This window comes from Pseudomonas sp. MWU12-3088 (assembly GCF_023242405.1).
GTDB lineage: Bacteria > Pseudomonadota > Gammaproteobacteria > Pseudomonadales > Pseudomonadaceae > Aquipseudomonas > Aquipseudomonas kribbensis.
The window spans coordinates 19,170-35,574 of the sequence record NZ_JALJEA010000008.1 but is presented as its reverse complement, the minus strand read 5'-3'; the positions used below and the strand labels follow the sequence as shown (position 1 = coordinate 35,574).

Below are 16,405 nucleotides of genomic sequence, written 5' to 3'. Positions count from 1 at the left end.
AAATATCAAATGCCCATCCCTGTATTTTTCCACCCCAACCAAACCCCGACACTGCGCTCCATTCAATCCTCTACCGGAGTGCCGTCATGCCCATTGCCTTGCTCGCGCTGACCCTCAGCGCATTCGCCATCGGGACGACCGAGTTCGTCATCGTTGGCCTGCTTCCCACCATCGGCGCCGATCTCGGCGTCAGTCTGCCGTCCGCCGGGCTGCTGGTCAGTCTCTACGCCTTGGGCGTGGCCATCGGTGCGCCGGTGCTGACCGCCCTCACCGGCAAAGTCCCGCGCAAACTGTTGCTGCTGTCGCTGATGGTGCTGTTTACCCTCGGCAACCTGCTGGCGTGGCTGGCGCCGAGTTATGAATCGCTGGTACTGGCGCGGATCGTCACCGGTCTGGCCCACGGCGTGTTCTTCTCCATCGGCTCGACCATCGCCACCAGCCTGGTACCCAAGGAAAAAGCCGCGAGCGCGATTGCGATCATGTTCACCGGCCTGACCGTGGCGCTGGTCACCGGCGTACCGCTGGGCACCTTCATCGGTCAGCATTTCGGCTGGCGTGAAACCTTCCTCGCCGTATCGGCGCTGGGTGTTATCGCGTTCATCGGCAGCTTGCTCTACGTGCCGAAAAACATCGCCCACAGCAAACCGGCTTCGCTGCTGCAACAGCTGCAGGTGCTCAAGCAACCGCGCCTGCTGCTGGTGTACGCCATGACCGCCATCGGTTACGGCGGCTCGTTCATCGCCTTCACTTACCTGGCGCCGATTCTTCAGGACATCTCGGGTTTCAGCGCCGGCACGGTCAGCCTGGTGCTGCTGGTGTACGGCGTGTCGGTGGCCGCCGGCAACATCTGGGGCGGCAGACTGGCGGACAAGCGCGGGCCGATCAGCGCGCTGAAAATCATCTTCGCCCTGCTCGCCGCCGTGCTGTTCGTGCTCACTTTCACCGCAGGAAATCCGTGGCTGGCGCTGGCCACCGTGCTGGTCTGGGGTGCGGTCGCCTTCGGCAACGTGCCGGGCCTGCAGGTGTATGTGGTGCGCCAGGCTGAACATCACACGCCGCAAGCGGTGGATGTGGCGTCGGGACTGAACATTGCTGCGTTCAACCTCGGGATTGCCGGCGGTGCCTGGGGCGGCGGGCTGATCGTCGAACACATCGGCCTGATCCATACCGCGTGGATCGGCGGGCTGGTGGTGCTGGTGGCATTGGCCCTGACAACCTTGAGCGGTCGCCTCGACCGACTGGGCCGGGTGTATGCCGAACCCGCTGAAGGCTCCACCCGCATCGTTGCCGGCCACTGATCCGGCGAATACCGACCGTCCGTAGTCCCGTCGAAACTTTCTCGAACCGCCCGCAGTCACCAACAGACAGAGGCGGTACGAGGACTTTCGACGGGAGAACGGCATGACAGCGATTCACATCGATGGCCCACCTGGGCGCAGCAAGCGCCACACCTCGGCAGGCATGCCGTCATGAGCATTCCCGAGCCGGTCGGCGTCACCGACGAACAGGCCACCGTCATCACGACGGTGCGCCGCTTCACGGTGCTGACGGTCAACACCCACAAGGGGTTCACCGCGCTGAACCGCCGCTTCATCCTCCCCGAACTGCGCGAAGCGGTGCGCAGTGTGTCCGCCGACGTGGTGTTTCTGCAGGAAGTGCACGGCACCCACGAACACCATCCCAAGCGCTACAACAATTGGCCGACCATGCCGCAGTACGAGTTCCTCGCCGACAGCCTGTGGCCGCAGTTCGCCTACGGGCGCAACGCGGTGTACCCGGAGGGCGATCACGGCAACGCGCTGCTGTCGAAATTCCAGATCGTGCGCCACGACAACCTCGACGTGTCCATCAGCGGCCACGAAAACCGTGGCCTCTTGCACTGCGTCCTGCGCCTGCCGGGAGACGATCGCGAACTGCACGCGATCTGCGTGCACCTGGGCCTGCGCGAAAGTCATCGCAACGCACAGCTGAAACTGCTCCGCAAACGCCTCGCCGATCTGCCCGACGATGTGCCGGTGATCGTTGCCGGCGACTTCAACGACTGGCGCCAGCGTGCCGATGCGCTGCTGGAACCTTGCGGTCTGCGGGAAGTGTTTGCCGAACATCAGGGCAAACCGGCGCGCAGTTTTCCGGCGCGCTGGCCGGCGTTGCGGCTGGACCGGATCTACGTGCGTAACCTCAAGGCCAGCGAGCCGAAGGTCCTTGCCAACCGGCCCTGGTCGCACCTTTCCGACCACGTGCCGCTGTCCGTGGAGATCGAACTATGAGCAGCGCGCCGCTGGAAAAATCCGCTGTGGAACCGATCACCATCACCCCGCCGATTCGCGAACCCGGCCACGTCGATGTCGACTATGGCTGGCAGGGCAGCAACCGCGTGGATCTGCTGGAAAACGGTGAGGAATACTTCCCCCGAGTCTTCGATGCGATGCGTGCGGCGAAGTGTGAAATCCTGCTGGAGACCTTCATTGTTTTCGAAGACAAGGTCGGCAACGAGTTGCAGCAGATCCTGATCGACGCCGCCCGGCGTGGCGTGCGTACCACCGTCAGCCTCGACGGCTTCGGTTGTGGCGAATTGAGCACCGGGTATCTCACCGCGTTGAGCGAGGCCGGTGTGCATCTGCAAATCTTCGACCCGGCACCGAAACGCCTGGGGTTTCGCACCAACTGGTTCCGCCGCCTGCACCGCAAGATCGTGGTGGTCGACGGGCTGATTGCGTTCATCGGCGGGATCAATTTTTCCGGCGATCACCTGGCGGATTTCGGCCCCGAGGCGAAGCAGGATTACGCCGTGGAAGTTCAGGGCCCGGCGGTGGCCGACATCCATCACTTTGCCCTGCTACAAAGCGGTCGCCCCGGCCGGGCACGCTTCTGGTGGCAACGCCGGCGCCAGCGTCGGGCGGAGATGGCGTTCACCGAGCACGACGGTCAGGTGCGCCTGGTATTCCGCGATAACGACCGGCACCACACCGATATCGAAGACGTTTACTTGCAGGTCCTGCGCCGGGCGAAACGCCGGGTGGTGATCGCCAATGCCTATTTCTTCCCCGGTTATCGCTTGCTGCGCGAGATGCGCAACGCGGCCCGGCGCGGCATCGATGTGCGACTGATCCTGCAGGGCCAGCCGGACATGCTGGTGGCCAAACTCGCGGCGCGCATGACCTACGACTACCTGCTCAAGGCCGGGGTACAGATCCACGAATATTGCCAACGGCCGCTGCACGGCAAGGTCGCGCTGGTGGATGAGGAATGGAGCACCGTCGGGTCGAGCAATCTCGATCCGCTGAGCCTGTCGCTGAATCTGGAGGCCAACGTGCTGATCCGTGACCGGGCCTTCAATGCTCATCTGTTTGAACGTCTCGAAGATCTGAGCAACAACCACTGCAAAGCGATGGATGCCAGCAAGTCCCCGCGCGGGCGCATCTGGCACATGACCGTGGGCTTTCTGGTGTTTCACTTCCTGCGCCACTTTCCAGCGATGGCCGGTTGGCTGCCCGCGCATAAGCCTCGTTTGAAACCCTTCATCGGCAAGAGAGGGAGCGATCCGTCATGAGTCGTTCCGACGCTCAGTCCGCAACGCATTCGCTGCCAGCCGCAACGTCTCGCTGGAGCCGCTGGAAGCGCCCGCTGACGTTGCTGTTTTTCCTCGCGCTGATCGTCCTGCTGACGATGTTCGCCAGCCGCATCGAATGGACCGAGGTGCTGCAGACCCTCGCCGACTTCAAGGTGCGCACGCTGATCATCGCTTCCAGCCTGACGCTGTTGAGCTTTCTGGTGTACGCCAGTTTCGACCTTATCGGCCGCACTTACATCCGTCAGGACCTGACGTGGAAACAGATCCTGCCGGTGGGCATCATCAGCTACGCGTTCAACCTCAATCTGAGCGCCTGGGTCGGCGGGATCGCCATGCGTTATCGGCTGTATTCACGGCTCGGAGTGAGCAAAGGCAACATCGCCAAGATCCTTGGCCTGAGCCTGGCGACCAACTGGTTCGGCTACATGACCATCGCCGGCGCGGTGTTCAGCAGTGGCCTGGTCAGCATGCCGCCGGGCTGGAAAGTCAGCAGCGAAGCGTTGCAGGGCATTGGCGTGTTGCTGCTGTTGATCAGCCTCGGTTACCTGATCGCCTGCCGCTTTTCCCGACGGCGCGAGTGGTCGATTCGCGGAGTGGAAATCAATCTGCCCTCGCTGCGCATGGCGGTCCTGCAGCTGCTGCTCGGCGCGCTGAACTGGTCGTTGATGGCGGCGGTGATTTTCACCCTGCTGCCGAGCAAGCTCGACTATCCGCTGGTGCTCGGCGTGCTGCTGATCAGCGCGATTGCCGGGGTCATCACTCACATCCCCGCCGGGCTCGGGGTGCTGGAAGCGGTGTTCGTCGCCCTGCTGCAATACGAGGCTTCCCGGGGCAGTCTGGTGGCGGGGTTGCTGGCCTATCGGGCGATCTATTTTCTGCTGCCGCTGTTGATCACCGTGGTGATGTACCTGGTGGTGGAAGCCAAGGCCAAGGCGTTGCGGATCGAGAAAAAGCCCAAGCCCTGATCAGCGCGACTGAATGATGCTCAAGCGTTCGCCCACCACCATTTCGGTGATCCAGTCGACCAGGATCGAGGTATAGGCCTGCTGCGACGTCGGATCGCTCAGGGCATGGTCGGCGCCGTCGATGATGCGGTGGGTCAGCGAGTGGGTCTGCTGGCACGCGGCGCGGTAACTCATGATCGTCGCGTGAGGCACATAGTCGTCGGTTTCCGATTGCACCAGCAGCACGTCACCGGTGAATTGCGAGCAGGCATGCAGCGCCCGGTTGCTGTCGGCCCGTACCAGTGTGCCGCGATAATCGCGCAGGTCAGCCTTGTCCAGATCGCGCTTGGGCGTATGCCATTGTTCGTCGCGATACAGCGCCGGCACCCGCAGCGCCAGCCAGCGCACCGGGCGCAATGAGGTGAGGATCGAGGCGAGATAACCACCGTAGCTGGTACCGACCACCGCGATGGCCGAAGTGTCCAGCGCCGGGTGGGCGAGCAATCGGTCGTAAGCTGCGAGCAGGTCGCGCAGGTTGTCTTCACGGGTCACCCGGCTCAGCGGAATGCCGGTGCCGCCGGTATGCCCGCGCAGGTCGAATGTCAGACAGACGCAACCCAGACCGGCGATGCCTTTGGCCCGTTCCAGGTCCCGCTCCTGACTGCCGCCCCAACCATGCACGAACAACACGCCGGGGACTTTCGATTTGGGACTGAGGAACGTCCCGCTCATCTGTTCGTCATCAATGTCGATTTGAATGCTTTCGCTTCTAGCCGTCATAGGATTTGACCGTCACGTATTTGAGGAGAAAGTCGCTGTTCTCGGCCGGGCCACGATAGACCTCGATGGCATCCGCCGGCAGGGCCCGGTCGATGTAGGTTTCCACCGACGACACGCGGATCGCGCGCATCGACGGGTCGTTGACGAAACTCTGCAACGCCGCCACTTCCGCGCTGCTGGCGCCGCCCATGCGCCAGGATTGTTCGAGTACGCCGCTACGCCGTTGGCCGTTGCTGTCCAGCCCTTGAGCGATGTCATAGTTGCGTCGCGAAGCGTAGAACCGTGGATAGGCTTCATCCGCTGCGCTGTCGAAAACCTGCGCCTGTTCAATGGCGAGCTGCACGTCGTCCGACAGATCCAGTTTCAGCAGTTCCTCGTAGCCGCCCTGCACCACCAGCAGGTTCGAACCGCCATAGACTTCTTCGCCGTGGGCGTCTCCGGTCAAGTATTGATCACCGCAGTAACTGAGCACCCGGTCGCCGATGAACGACTGACCGACGCTATGGGTGATCACCTGGCTCAGGTCCTGTTCGAGCACCACGCCTTCGCTGAACTGTCTGGCTATATCGGGACGCGCGAGGATTTCGTCGAAAGCGTCGAGGCTCTTGATCACTTCCTGACCGCGACCAGCACACGCATGAATCGGTTTGAGACGGATCGGGCCGCTGTACAACAGATGTTCGGCGGCAGGTCGTGCATCTTTCAGATCAAACACGCTGAGCCCGTCGAGCACGACATTGCGCGTGCGTTCGGAAAACAGCGGCGACCAGCCTTGCGGCGCGTGGGCCTGATGGCTGCGCAAACCATGGCTGATGGCTTTGGTGCAGATGAAATCGTGCTCGACGAAACCGCCCCACAGATCCTCGGGGCCCTTGATGCCCAGCTCATGGGCCTTGGCGGCGCCGACGATGGTTTGGGTCGGCAACAGATACAGGTCGCGACCGTGGTGCTTTTGCGCGTCGTAGCTGCCGCCGAATTTCAGTCCGAGAATCTGCGCCAGCCAGCGGGCCAGCGCCTTGTTGGTCTGCACTTCGTGTTGCGGCGCGTCGGGGCGTACGGAATGAGCGACCACTATCCTGTTGCGGGGTGTCGGGGTCATGCGTCCCCCTTCCAGCGGCTCGGTGAATGTAGGTCAAAGAGTGCAGAGATCAGGCCAAACGATGGCGTCGCCAAAACCTTTGCGGATCAGTCGATTAGCCTTTTCGTACTGGCGTTGCGCCCGTTTCAATCTGCACGATGGCCGCCACGGCCACGGCATTTTGCACGACCGCGTGGTGTTATCTAGTCAGCGCCGCCGGCGGGGTCACGCCGAACCGATTGCGGTAGTCACTCGGCGCCAGCCCGGTGATTTTCTTGAAGATGGCGCGAAAGGCTCCCGGATCCTGATAACCCACCGTCCACGCAATGTGATCGATGGTGCTGTTGCTGAACTCGAGCATTTCCCGCGCCTTGCCAACCCGCAGGTGCTGACAGTATTCGGTGGGTTTCAGGCCGGTGGCGGCCCGGAAACGACGCAGGAATGTGCGCTCCTCCAGTCCTGATCGCTCGGCCATCGAGGCCAGCGAAACGTCCGTCGCGCCGGTGCTTTGCAGCCAGTGCTGGACCTTGAGAATCGCTGCATCGCCATGGCCGAGGATCGGCGCGAAATTACTGCCGCAGGCACTGGCGCTGTCGCTGTGTTCCATCACCAGAAACCGTGCTGTGGCGCTGGCGATGCTTGGGCCCAACAAACGATCAACCAGCCGCAGCCCCAGCTCCGACCAGGCCATGAGCCCGGCCGTGGTGATCAGGTCGCCGTCGTCGACAATCGGCGTGTCGGCCTTGAGTCTGATCTGCGGATAACGCTCGGCAAAGGCCTTGGCCGAGGTCCAGTGGGTGGTGGCGCTGCGACCGTTGAGCAGACCGCTTTCGGCCAGCAGCCACGAGCCTACGCAGACGCCGCCCAGCGTCGCGCCACGGCCATGCTGGTCGCGCAGCCATTGCAGCAATCCCGGCGATGCCTGCTCTGCACTGAATCCAGCGATCGACGGCGGAATCAGCACCGCCAGCAAACCCGTTTCGGCAGCAGGATGACTGTCGTAAACCCTGACCGGTGCCCGCTCGTTCTCGACCTGCCAGTGACTCACCCGCAGTCGCGGCAATTGCGCGGCCTGATGTTCGACCGCGATCCGGTCGGCCACGCCGAACAGGTCGGTCAAACCATGCACCGCCGCCAGTTGCGCGCCGGGATAAATCAGCACGCCCAGCTCGGCAACGGCCCTTTCAGCCCCCATTGTCAGTTTTCCCCTGTCTATTGTCGGTGCGGCCAATCCTCGAAGACGTAGCGGGCGCCGATACTGATTCCACTCCCAACAAACACTTCGAGGAAACACCCATGGCCAGGCAAGCGCTCATCGTAGTCGATATCCAGAACGACTACTTCCCCCAAGGCAAGTGGCCGCTGGCTGGCGTCGACGCCGCCGCCGACAACGCCGCCCGACTAATCGCCGCGTTCCGTGAAGCGGGTGATCCGGTGATCCATATCCGCCACGAATTCACCTCGGCCGATGCGCCGTTTTTCACCCCCGGCTCCGAGGGCGCAAAATTGCATTCCAAGGTGCTCAACCGCGCCGATGAACCGGTGGTGCTCAAACACTTCGTCAACGCGTTCCGCGAAACCGAATTGCAGTCGATCCTCGATGAGCAAGACATCAAGCAACTGGTGGTGGTCGGCAGCATGAGCCACATGTGCATCGACGGCGTGGTCCGGGCAGCAGCGGATCTGGGCTACACCGTCACGGTGATCCACGATGCCTGCGCCACCCGCGACCTGGAATTCAATGGTTTGATCGTGCCGGCAGCCCAGGTGCATGCGGCGTTCATGTCTTCGCTGGGTTTCGCCTACGCCAGTGTGGTCTCGGCAGACGAGTTCCTCGCGGCCACCCATTAACCCTCATACACGAACGTCCGCAAGAAAGACCGGCCCGCCCCGTTGCGGGCCTTTTTTCGTGCGCTGAAAAAAATCTCACGCGTGAGCCATTGATGGCACTTTGAATTGGTTGTAGTGTGGCTCACGCGTGAGATGTTCATAACGGAGTCATCGCCATGAAAAGCAACTCCCCTGCAACAAAATCGGAGAGCCCGAAGGGAGTGCGCTCGACAACGTCCGCGAAAAAACCGTCGAGCTTCTATATGAAGCAGATGCGCGCGGGCCTGGCTGCCGCCGGTTATGTGAAACACGAAACTTGGGTGCTTCCCGAAAACCGAAGCTTGCTCAAGCAAATGGAGCAACAGCTACGCCAACCGATTCTGGCTGGCTCTTTCATGTCGGAGAATTACATGAGCGCAGGCAACAACTGGAACATCGATAGCCTCTACAACGCTTTCAAGGCACTGGACGAGGTGGCTTCCCACGAAATCACGCTGTCCCTGATCCAGAGCGCCGAACCCAGCCTCAAGCTGGAAATGAACGAATTCGGCGGCCTGCCGATTCACATCGCCATCGCCGGTCAGCAGATCATCGTCGATACCGTGCTGGTGGACATCGATTCGATTACCGACGTGCGCACCTTCAACGACGCGGTGCTGCGCAGCCGGGAAATGTTCCCGCTGTCATCGATCGGCATCGAGACCATGCCCAACGGCCAGACCGTTTACAACATGTTCGGCGCGCTGAGTGCGGATTCGAGCCTGACCAACGTGGTCACCGAGGTGAAAACCCTGGTCGACAACGTGCAGCGCGCCAGCGAAGCCTTCGAACACTTCTTCAAGTAATCAACAGGGAAAATCCAATGACTCAGTCCATCTGGAGCAAGTTGTTCACCGCACTGCGCGGCGGCGCCAATGAAGTCGGCGAAGCGATCGTCGACCAACAGGCCCTGCGCATCCTCGACCAGGAAATCCGTGATGCCGACAGCGCCCTGTCCAACGCCCGTCGCGAACTGGTCACCATCATGGCCAAGCACAAGCTGTCCGCCGACCGCGTGAGCGAGTACGACGCCAAGATCAAGGACCTGGAAGCCAAGGCAGTCTCCGCCCTGAACGCCGGCCGTGAAGATCTGGCGATGGAAGTGGCCGAAGCGATTTCGACCCTGACCAACGACCTGAGCACCGAGAAAGCCCAGAGCGACGAATTCGGCACCTACGCCGACAACATGCGCAAGGACATCAACAAGGCCGAAGCGCGGATCAAAAGCCTGCGTCAGCAAGTGGACATGGCCAAGGCCCGTGAAAGCGTGCAGAAAGCGCAGGTCAGCGCATCCATCGCCAGCGGCGGTGCCAATGGCAAACTGGAAACTGCAGTCGGCACCCTGAACCGTCTGCAAGAAAAGCAAAAGCAGCGCGCCGCCGAGCTGAACGCTCAGGACGAATTGGCCGATGCCACGACCGGCAACGATCTGGAGCGCAAACTGCGCGACGCCGGCATCACGCCGAACGAGGGCAGCGCCAACGCGATCCTCGAGCGACTGAAGCAGAAGTCGGCCCAGTAAGGGCCGCCAGAGAAAAGAAGGGCACCGGGTGCCCTTCTTTTTTGCCTGCTCGTTTGTCACGAGGCCGGTACACTAGCGGCGTTTTGCCAACGAACACCTCCACCCGCTTCAAGGAATGTACCCATGGGATGGTTAAAGAACTTGCTCGGCACCGGTTCGGCACCTGCACCTGCACGCGAGGCGGCCAGCGGCCCGTTGGGCCTGGCGCAGGGCAAGGGGATCCGGTTCGATACGACCCTCGCCCTGTTGCTCGACGGCAGCACCTCGGTACGGGTCCCCGATGCCCAGGCCATCTGGAGCGCCGGCTGGATCGACCTCGGCCAGTCGAACAAGCTGTATCGCTACTACCTGGACAACGAAGATTTCTGGCTGCAAGTCCACGTCACCGGCGACGATCAGATCGAATCGGTGACGCTGTTCAATTACGTCAGCTATGTCACGGTCAACAGTGACGCCGAACTGCAGCGTCTGGCGGGCCCTAACAGCCTGATCGGCCTGCCGGCCTACACCCATGACGGCGTGTCCTTCACCCGTGAATGGGGCACCGAACGCGGCCAGACCGAACTGGTCCCGCTCACCGAACAAGTGGCCAATCCCGACGAGTCCTACACCATCGAACACCATTCGATGCTGTACGCCCGGGAAACCGGCCTGACCGACCGCCGCGAACTGCTGCTGTTCTCTGTCGAACAGGACGAAGAAGGCACCGTCAGCCTGAGCACATCGCTGGGCATCTCGTTGTACACCACCGATCTGAGCACCATTTAAAAGGAAGTTCCCCATGCTGGAAGTGCTGTCCGTTTCCCTGAACAAGGCCGCGCTGGTCGGTTTCGCCGCCTATCTGATTGGCGCCGTGCTGCTGTTCATGCTGTTTCAGTTCGTCTACACCCGCATCACGCCGCACAAGGAATTCGAACTGATTCGCGGCGGTAACAATGCTGCTGCCATCGCCCTGTCGGGTGCGATCATCGGTTTCGCGATTCCGGCGAGCAACATCATCGCCCACTCGATCAACGTCCTCGATTTCGTCCTCTGGGCCGTGATCGCCGCTGCGGTGCAACTGCTGGCATTCCTGGCCACCGGGCTGGTACTCAAAGGCACGTCCCAGCGCATCGCCAACGGTGAAGTTGCCGCCGGCATCTACGTGGCAGCGGTGGCGATCAGCGTCGGCATGCTCAACGCCGCGTGCATGACCCCGTCCTACTGATCGGCAGGAAGCCCGAGATGAAACGAAGCAAGTACGTTCAACTGTCCCTCGCCGCTTCGGTGGCCCTGGCGATTTCCGGTGAAGCGGCCGCCCAGGAACAACAGCGCACCTTCCAGAACGTGGAACAGTGTGTCGACGCCGAAGTGGCAGCCGATGCCTGCTCGAATGCCTACGTCGCGGCCCTGGCCGAACACCGGCGCATCGCCCCGGCTTATGACGACAAAACCAAATGCGACGCGGACTTCGCCACCGGCTGGTGTCAGAAGAATTCCGACGGCCGCTTTGTGCCGAAGCTCGGTGGTTTCAAGGTGCCGCAAAATACCGAGCCGGCACAGAACCTCGATGCGATTGCCAATGCGCAGATGCCGGAAGGCAATGCCGAGCCAGTGCAGACCACCCAGAACACGACCCACGTCTCCAGCGGTGGAGGGTCGAGCAACGGCTGGCTGACCGGATGGCTGATCGGCAATGCCATGAGCAACAACTCGCGGACGGTGTATCGCGACCGCGATACGCGCCAGACGTACGACACTTCGACGCTGAACCGGCGGATCGAATCGGCTCCGACCACTCGCAGCAATTCGGACTACACCAGCTCCCGTAGTAAATCGGTCAACGTGGCGTCTTCCACTTCCCGTGGCGGTTTCGGCAGCCAGTCCAGCGCACGCAGCGGTTGGGGCGGCTGGGGCAGTTCGAGCAGCTGATGAAGAAGATCCATTGCGCCGAGCGCCACGACTGGAAACAGACGGCCGAAAGCCTTGGTTTTCTGTTTCACACCATCGACGACGAGCCCTACTGGGACGAGCGCGCGTACTACCAGTTCACGCTCGCGCAGATCGAAAACGATCTCGAGGATCCGACCACCGAACTGCACGAGATGTGCATGGATCTGGTGGACCGGGTCGTGCGCAGTGAGGAACTGCTCGATCGCCTGAGCATTCCTGCGTCGTACTACGACATGATCCGAACGTCCTGGCTGGAAGGTCATCCGCATCTGTACGGACGCATGGACTTCTCCTACAGCGGCAACGGCCCGGCGAAACTGCTGGAGCTCAACTACGACACGCCCACCAGCCTGTACGAAGCCTCGGCATTCCAGTGGGGCTGGCTTGAGCAATGCATCGAGCGCGGGATGCTGCCGCGCCATGCCGACCAGTTCAACAGCATCGACACCCGCCTGCACGAAGCCTTTGCTGCGCTGAAACTCAAGCGCCCGTTCTACTTCGCCTCAATGAAAGGCTCGGTCGAGGACAAAGGCACCACGGACTACCTGCGACTGATTGCGGAAAAGGTCGGCATCGAATCGCGGCACATCGATATCGAAGACATCGGCCTGACAACGGATGGACGTTTCGTCGATCTCGAAGATCGCTGGATCCCGCACCTGTTCAAGCTGCACGCCTGGGAGTTCATCTTCCACGAGCCGTTCGGTGCAGCCATTGCCGATTGCGATACGCAGTTTTTTGAACCGGCATGGAAAGCCATTCTCTCCAATAAAGGCGCCCTGCCCCTGCTCTGGGAATTGCACAAGGGCCATCCGAATCTGCTGGCCGCTCATCTCGATCCGAATCCGGCCAGCGCAGTGCCGAAAGGCTGGGTGCGCAAACCGTACTTCTCCCGGGAAGGTGCCAACATCGAACTGCAAACTGCTGACGGTCTGATCGTCAAAGAGGATGGTCCCTACACGGATGCGCCCTTCATCCTGCAGGAATTCGCACCTCTGCCGAAATTCGATGACAGCTACACGCTGATCGGTTCCTGGGTCATCGGCGATCAGGCGGCGGGGATTGGCGTGCGGGAGGACAACAGCCTGATCACCAAGGACTCGAGCCGGTTTTTACCGCACCTGATTCTTGACTGATTCGAGGCTGACCATCTCATTAAACCCGTAGCGTTTGCGCGCTACGGGTTTTTCGTTTCCGGCGTCAGTCAAGACAATTCGGTCGTACGCGCCGGCACCTCGGACGCTGGCTTTTCCTTGACCGGCTCGACAGTGCTGACCCCGGCCATTCTCCGGCGCGCGATTTCCGCACCGCGACGACGCAATGGGGTTTCGACAAAACGATAGTTCAACTCGCTGCACAACAACATGATTGCAAACGAGGTCAGCAACATCGGCACGGTGAACTCTGCGCCCAACGTGACACCCCGTTCGCTGGCCACCCGGCTCCAGATCTCGGTGCTCAGGTGGTAGGCGAACATATGCACAACGTACAAGGCATATGAGCGCGACCCTAGCCATTGTCCGATCCCGCTCAAAATCGCCGGGCAGTAGATGTAACCCTTCTGGTAGCTGGAAAGCCACACGAGAATCAACGCATTGATTGCGATCAGTCCCACCGCGATCGGCATGGCGATCATCTGACCGGCAATGGCACCGAGCATGTAAAGCAGGAACAGCGTGAGTGCCAGCCGCTTGAACAGGCTGGCACCCAATGCCGTGGGTTCAATGTCCTTGTACAGCGATGTGCGCGTGAACAGGCACAGCAAGATGCCCCACATCATCGCATCCAGACGGAACGAGAACAGCATGCCGGCCAATGGTCCGCCAAACGCATAGCGATTGAAGGGGAATTGCAAAGCAATCAGCGCGATCAGGGTAATCACCCGCCAGCGCGTGGAGGTGATCAGCAACAGGAACAGCGGGAAAATGAAGTAGAACTGCTCCTCCAGCGCCAGGCTCCAGTACACCGAGTTCGGCCCCAACAGTACGCCGTACTGGTTTGCCAGATTCCCCGTGAATGTCGCGACGGCGGTGAAGCTGCGCAGGTTCTCGAACCACGACTGGAAGGCATTCGACTGGTTGAAAAAGATCGAAAACGCCAACGGGATCAGCACCCACAGCCACGCCGTGGGCAGCAGACGATAGGCGCGACGAATCCAGAATGAAGTGGCGGCAAGACCGAACCGGTTCTGCTCGCGGTTCTTGTCGAAGTAGTCGAGATAAGCCTTGCTGACGACAAAACCTGAAATACAGAAGAACAGATCCACCCCCGACCAAGGGGAATAGACGCTGAACAGCTTTACCATGAACTCGTCATGGAACGGCAGCAACAGCGCGCTGTGGGCCAACACCGTCATCAGGATCGCCACGCCGCGCAGGTACTCGATTTCCTTGTTCTTGCTACTGCTCATTGTTTTCTCTTGTTCTTGTGATGGAACTGACGCCCGACGCCGGGGAGCCCGTTCTTGCAAAATGGACGGGCTCGAAAGCGCCGGGACCGATCATGGATCGGCTTGCCCCTGCCTTCAAGACTCTTCGCGAAACTTTACCGCCCTGAGCGCCGGGACTGATCAGTCAGTTCACGAACATCCAAAAGCCGAGTGCAACCGCCAAAACGACGAAGCCCCCGCAATGCGGGGGCTTCGAATCCAGAACGGGCCTGGTTCAGCGACTTCGATCAGAACGGGATATCGTCATCGAAGCTGTCGAAATCCGGAGCTGGCTGCGGCGCGGCCTGCTGTGGAGCCGGGGCCGGACGCTGCTGAGGAGCCGACTGCTGCGGACGTGGAGCCTGTTGGCGCGGCGCCTGCTGCTGATAGTTGTTGCCACCGCCTTGTTGGTCGCCCTGTTGCGGACGGCCACCCAGCAGTTGCATGGTGCCTTGCATGTCGACCACGATCTCGGTGGTGTAACGCTTGATGCCGTCTTTTTCCCACTCGCGGGTCTGCAGCTTGCCTTCGATGTACACCTGCGAACCCTTGCGCAGGTATTCGCCGGCGATTTCGGCTACCTTGCCGAACATCGATACGCGGTGCCACTCGGTCTTCTCGACCTTCTGACCGGTCTGCTTGTCGGTCCACTGTTCGCTGGTTGCCAGACTCAGGTTGGTCACGGCGTTACCGTTAGGCAAGTAGCGAACTTCGGGATCCTGGCCGCAAGTGCCGACCAATATGACTTTGTTAACCCCACGGGCCATAACGTTCTCCTAGGCTTCGCAAGCAGCCCCGGCCGGGTTGTTCACCAGGCGTTCGAGGGTGTCGCGATCCACTAATTCTTTATCCAGTTTGATGTAAACAGCCGCTTCATCGGCGACTATCACTGCATCTGTTACCCCTACGAGGGCCCTGAGGCGCTCGACCAGACCCGCTTCGCGGATCGCCTCGGGCGACAACGGCAAGCGCAGGCTCGTCACGTAGGGTGGTTCGCGCATGGTAACAGCAAAGGCCAGCCAGATGGCAGCCAGCCCGGCACATCCGAGGAACACAACCGACAGACCGCCATGCTGGAACATCCAGCCGCCGAGAATCCCGCCGAGTGCCGAACCGAGGAACTGGCTGGTGGAGTACACGCCCATGGCCGTGCCCTTGCCACCCGCCGGTGAAACCTTGCTGATCAGCGACGGCAGCGAGGCTTCCAGCAGATTGAACGCGGTAAAGAACACCACCGTTCCGATCACCAGAGCCCGCAGGCTGTCACCGAACTGCCAGAAGAATAGCTCAGTGAGCATCAGCGTCATGACGGCGCCGAGCAAAACTCGTTTCATTTTGCGTTTCTTCTCGCCGTAGATGATGAACGGGATCATGGCGAAGAAAGAGATCAACAGGGCTGTAAGGTAGACCCACCAGTGCTGTTCCTTGGGCAGCCCGGCTTTCTCCACCAGGGCCAGGGGCAGCGCGACGAAGCTCGACATCAACATCGCATGTAACACAAAAATGCCCAGATCCAGGCGCAGCAGGTCCGGGTGCTTGAGCGTCGGCATCAACGCCTGCCGCGCCACGCCGGACTCCCGATGACTCAGCGGCCCGGTGGATTTCGGCACCATGAACAGCACGATCACGATCCCCACCAGCGCCATGCCACCGGTGGCCAGGAACAGGCCGGAAAGACCGAATGCGCGAGTCAGCAACGGACCGACCACCATGGCCACCGCAAACGACAGGCCGATGGTCATCCCGATCATCGCCATGGCCTTGGTACGGTGCTGTTCGCGGGTCAGGTCGGAAAGCAATGCCATGACCGCTGCGGAAATTGCGCCGGCGCCCTGCAGAATTCGGCCGGCAATCACGCCCCAGATCGAGTCGGCCTGGGCCGCCAGCACGCTGCCGAGGGCGAAGACGATCAGCCCCAGGTAAATCACCGGACGACGGCCGATACGATCGGAAATGATCCCGAACGGAATCTGGAAAATCGCCTGGGTCAGGCCGTAAGCGCCAATCGCCAGCCCGATGAGGGCCGGGGTCGCTCCCGCCAGATCCATGCCATAAGTCGCCAGTACCGGCAGCACCATGAACATGCCAAGCATACGGAAGGCGAACACCAGGGCCAGACCGCTCGCCGCGCGGGTCTCGCTGCCACTCATGCGTTCGCTGTGGGGATCGTGCATGGAAAAACCTCGTGTGAACCGGCGGCGATTCTACCAGTCCCATTGAAAGACGGGGTATATCGCGACGCTATGACGCGTATAGATGAAACTCTCTTCATGCAAGGTGG

17 protein-coding genes are annotated in these 16,405 nt (G+C 61.2%); 11 read left to right on the top strand and 6 right to left on the bottom strand.

Going from position 1 to position 16,405, the window contains the following annotated elements; translation table 11 throughout:
* The first annotated feature begins 86 nt into the window (after positions 1-86).
* The 4 genes from M5B98_RS18965 to M5B98_RS18950 all read left to right on the top strand — a co-directional run bounded on the left by M5B98_RS18965 (position 87) and on the right by M5B98_RS18950 (position 4,536).
* Entirely contained in the window at positions 87-1,298 is a 1,212-nt protein-coding gene (locus M5B98_RS18965) for an MFS transporter (protein ID WP_248743622.1), read from the top strand.
* A gap of 171 nt (positions 1,299-1,469) precedes the next feature.
* Positions 1,470-2,267 (top strand): endonuclease/exonuclease/phosphatase family protein, encoded by a 798-nt coding sequence (locus tag M5B98_RS18960; RefSeq protein ID WP_248743621.1) that lies wholly within the window; start codon positions 1,470-1,472, stop codon positions 2,265-2,267.
* Positions 2,264-3,550 carry a cardiolipin synthase ClsB gene (gene clsB / locus M5B98_RS18955; RefSeq protein ID WP_248743620.1) on the top strand — a complete coding sequence of 429 codons (1,287 nt, stop codon included), beginning with the start codon at positions 2,264-2,266 and terminating at the stop codon, positions 3,548-3,550. Before M5B98_RS18960 ends, clsB begins: the two co-directional genes overlap by 4 nt.
* Positions 3,547-4,536 (top strand): lysylphosphatidylglycerol synthase domain-containing protein, encoded by a 990-nt coding sequence (locus tag M5B98_RS18950; RefSeq protein WP_248743619.1) that lies wholly within the window; start codon positions 3,547-3,549, stop codon positions 4,534-4,536. The genes clsB and M5B98_RS18950 overlap by 4 nt, the downstream gene beginning before the upstream one ends.
* Here M5B98_RS18950 and M5B98_RS18945 read toward each other — a convergent pair whose 3' ends face one another.
* The 3 genes from M5B98_RS18945 to M5B98_RS18935 all read right to left on the bottom strand — a co-directional run bounded on the left by M5B98_RS18945 (position 4,537) and on the right by M5B98_RS18935 (position 7,568).
* Positions 4,537-5,295, bottom strand: a complete 759-nt coding sequence (locus M5B98_RS18945; RefSeq protein ID WP_007955615.1) for an alpha/beta hydrolase family protein — start codon at positions 5,293-5,295, stop codon at positions 4,537-4,539.
* Positions 5,285-6,394, bottom strand: coding sequence for a DUF3182 family protein (locus M5B98_RS18940; RefSeq protein WP_248743618.1), 1,110 nt, complete (start codon positions 6,392-6,394; stop codon positions 5,285-5,287). The genes M5B98_RS18945 and M5B98_RS18940 overlap by 11 nt, the downstream gene beginning before the upstream one ends.
* 178 nt (positions 6,395-6,572) lie before the next feature.
* Complete coding sequence (locus M5B98_RS18935) at positions 6,573-7,568, bottom strand: GlxA family transcriptional regulator (protein ID WP_248743617.1); 996 nt, start codon at positions 7,566-7,568, stop codon at positions 6,573-6,575.
* A 101-nt stretch (positions 7,569-7,669) separates the two neighbouring features.
* Here M5B98_RS18935 and M5B98_RS18930 point away from each other — a divergent pair, with 101 nt between their 5' ends.
* The 7 genes from M5B98_RS18930 to M5B98_RS18900 all read left to right on the top strand — a co-directional run bounded on the left by M5B98_RS18930 (position 7,670) and on the right by M5B98_RS18900 (position 12,832).
* Entirely contained in the window at positions 7,670-8,224 is a 555-nt protein-coding gene (locus M5B98_RS18930) for a cysteine hydrolase family protein (RefSeq protein ID WP_248743616.1), read from the top strand.
* Positions 8,225-8,379: 155 nt separating this feature from the next.
* A complete protein-coding gene (locus tag M5B98_RS18925; RefSeq protein WP_085712342.1) occupies positions 8,380-9,048 on the top strand; it encodes a YjfI family protein in 669 nt (222 codons plus the stop codon).
* Between the two features lie 17 nt (positions 9,049-9,065).
* Positions 9,066-9,764, top strand: coding sequence for a PspA/IM30 family protein (locus M5B98_RS18920; protein WP_114885831.1), 699 nt, complete (start codon positions 9,066-9,068; stop codon positions 9,762-9,764).
* A 123-nt stretch (positions 9,765-9,887) separates the two neighbouring features.
* Positions 9,888-10,532, top strand: a complete 645-nt coding sequence (locus M5B98_RS18915; RefSeq protein WP_248743615.1) for a DUF2491 family protein — start codon at positions 9,888-9,890, stop codon at positions 10,530-10,532.
* Positions 10,533-10,545: 13 nt separating this feature from the next.
* Complete coding sequence (locus M5B98_RS18910; RefSeq protein WP_085712345.1) at positions 10,546-10,971, top strand: DUF350 domain-containing protein; 426 nt, start codon at positions 10,546-10,548, stop codon at positions 10,969-10,971.
* A 17-nt stretch (positions 10,972-10,988) separates the two neighbouring features.
* Complete coding sequence (locus tag M5B98_RS18905; RefSeq protein WP_248743614.1) at positions 10,989-11,675, top strand: DUF1190 domain-containing protein; 687 nt, start codon at positions 10,989-10,991, stop codon at positions 11,673-11,675.
* A complete protein-coding gene (locus M5B98_RS18900; RefSeq protein WP_248743613.1) occupies positions 11,675-12,832 on the top strand; it encodes a glutathionylspermidine synthase family protein in 1,158 nt (385 codons plus the stop codon). The genes M5B98_RS18905 and M5B98_RS18900 overlap by 1 nt, the downstream gene beginning before the upstream one ends.
* 68 nt (positions 12,833-12,900) lie before the next feature.
* Here M5B98_RS18900 and M5B98_RS18895 read toward each other — a convergent pair whose 3' ends face one another.
* From M5B98_RS18895 to M5B98_RS18885, 3 genes are all read right to left on the bottom strand, one after another.
* Positions 12,901-14,106 carry an acyltransferase family protein gene (locus tag M5B98_RS18895; protein WP_248743612.1) on the bottom strand — a complete coding sequence of 402 codons (1,206 nt, stop codon included), beginning with the start codon at positions 14,104-14,106 and terminating at the stop codon, positions 12,901-12,903.
* A 266-nt stretch (positions 14,107-14,372) separates the two neighbouring features.
* Positions 14,373-14,891 carry a single-stranded DNA-binding protein gene (locus M5B98_RS18890; protein ID WP_007966163.1) on the bottom strand — a complete coding sequence of 173 codons (519 nt, stop codon included), beginning with the start codon at positions 14,889-14,891 and terminating at the stop codon, positions 14,373-14,375.
* Positions 14,892-14,900: 9 nt separating this feature from the next.
* Positions 14,901-16,298: an MFS transporter gene (locus M5B98_RS18885; RefSeq protein ID WP_119428952.1), complete on the bottom strand. Its 1,398-nt coding sequence runs from the start codon at positions 16,296-16,298 to the stop codon at positions 14,901-14,903.
* Between the last annotated feature and the right edge of the window lie 107 nt (positions 16,299-16,405).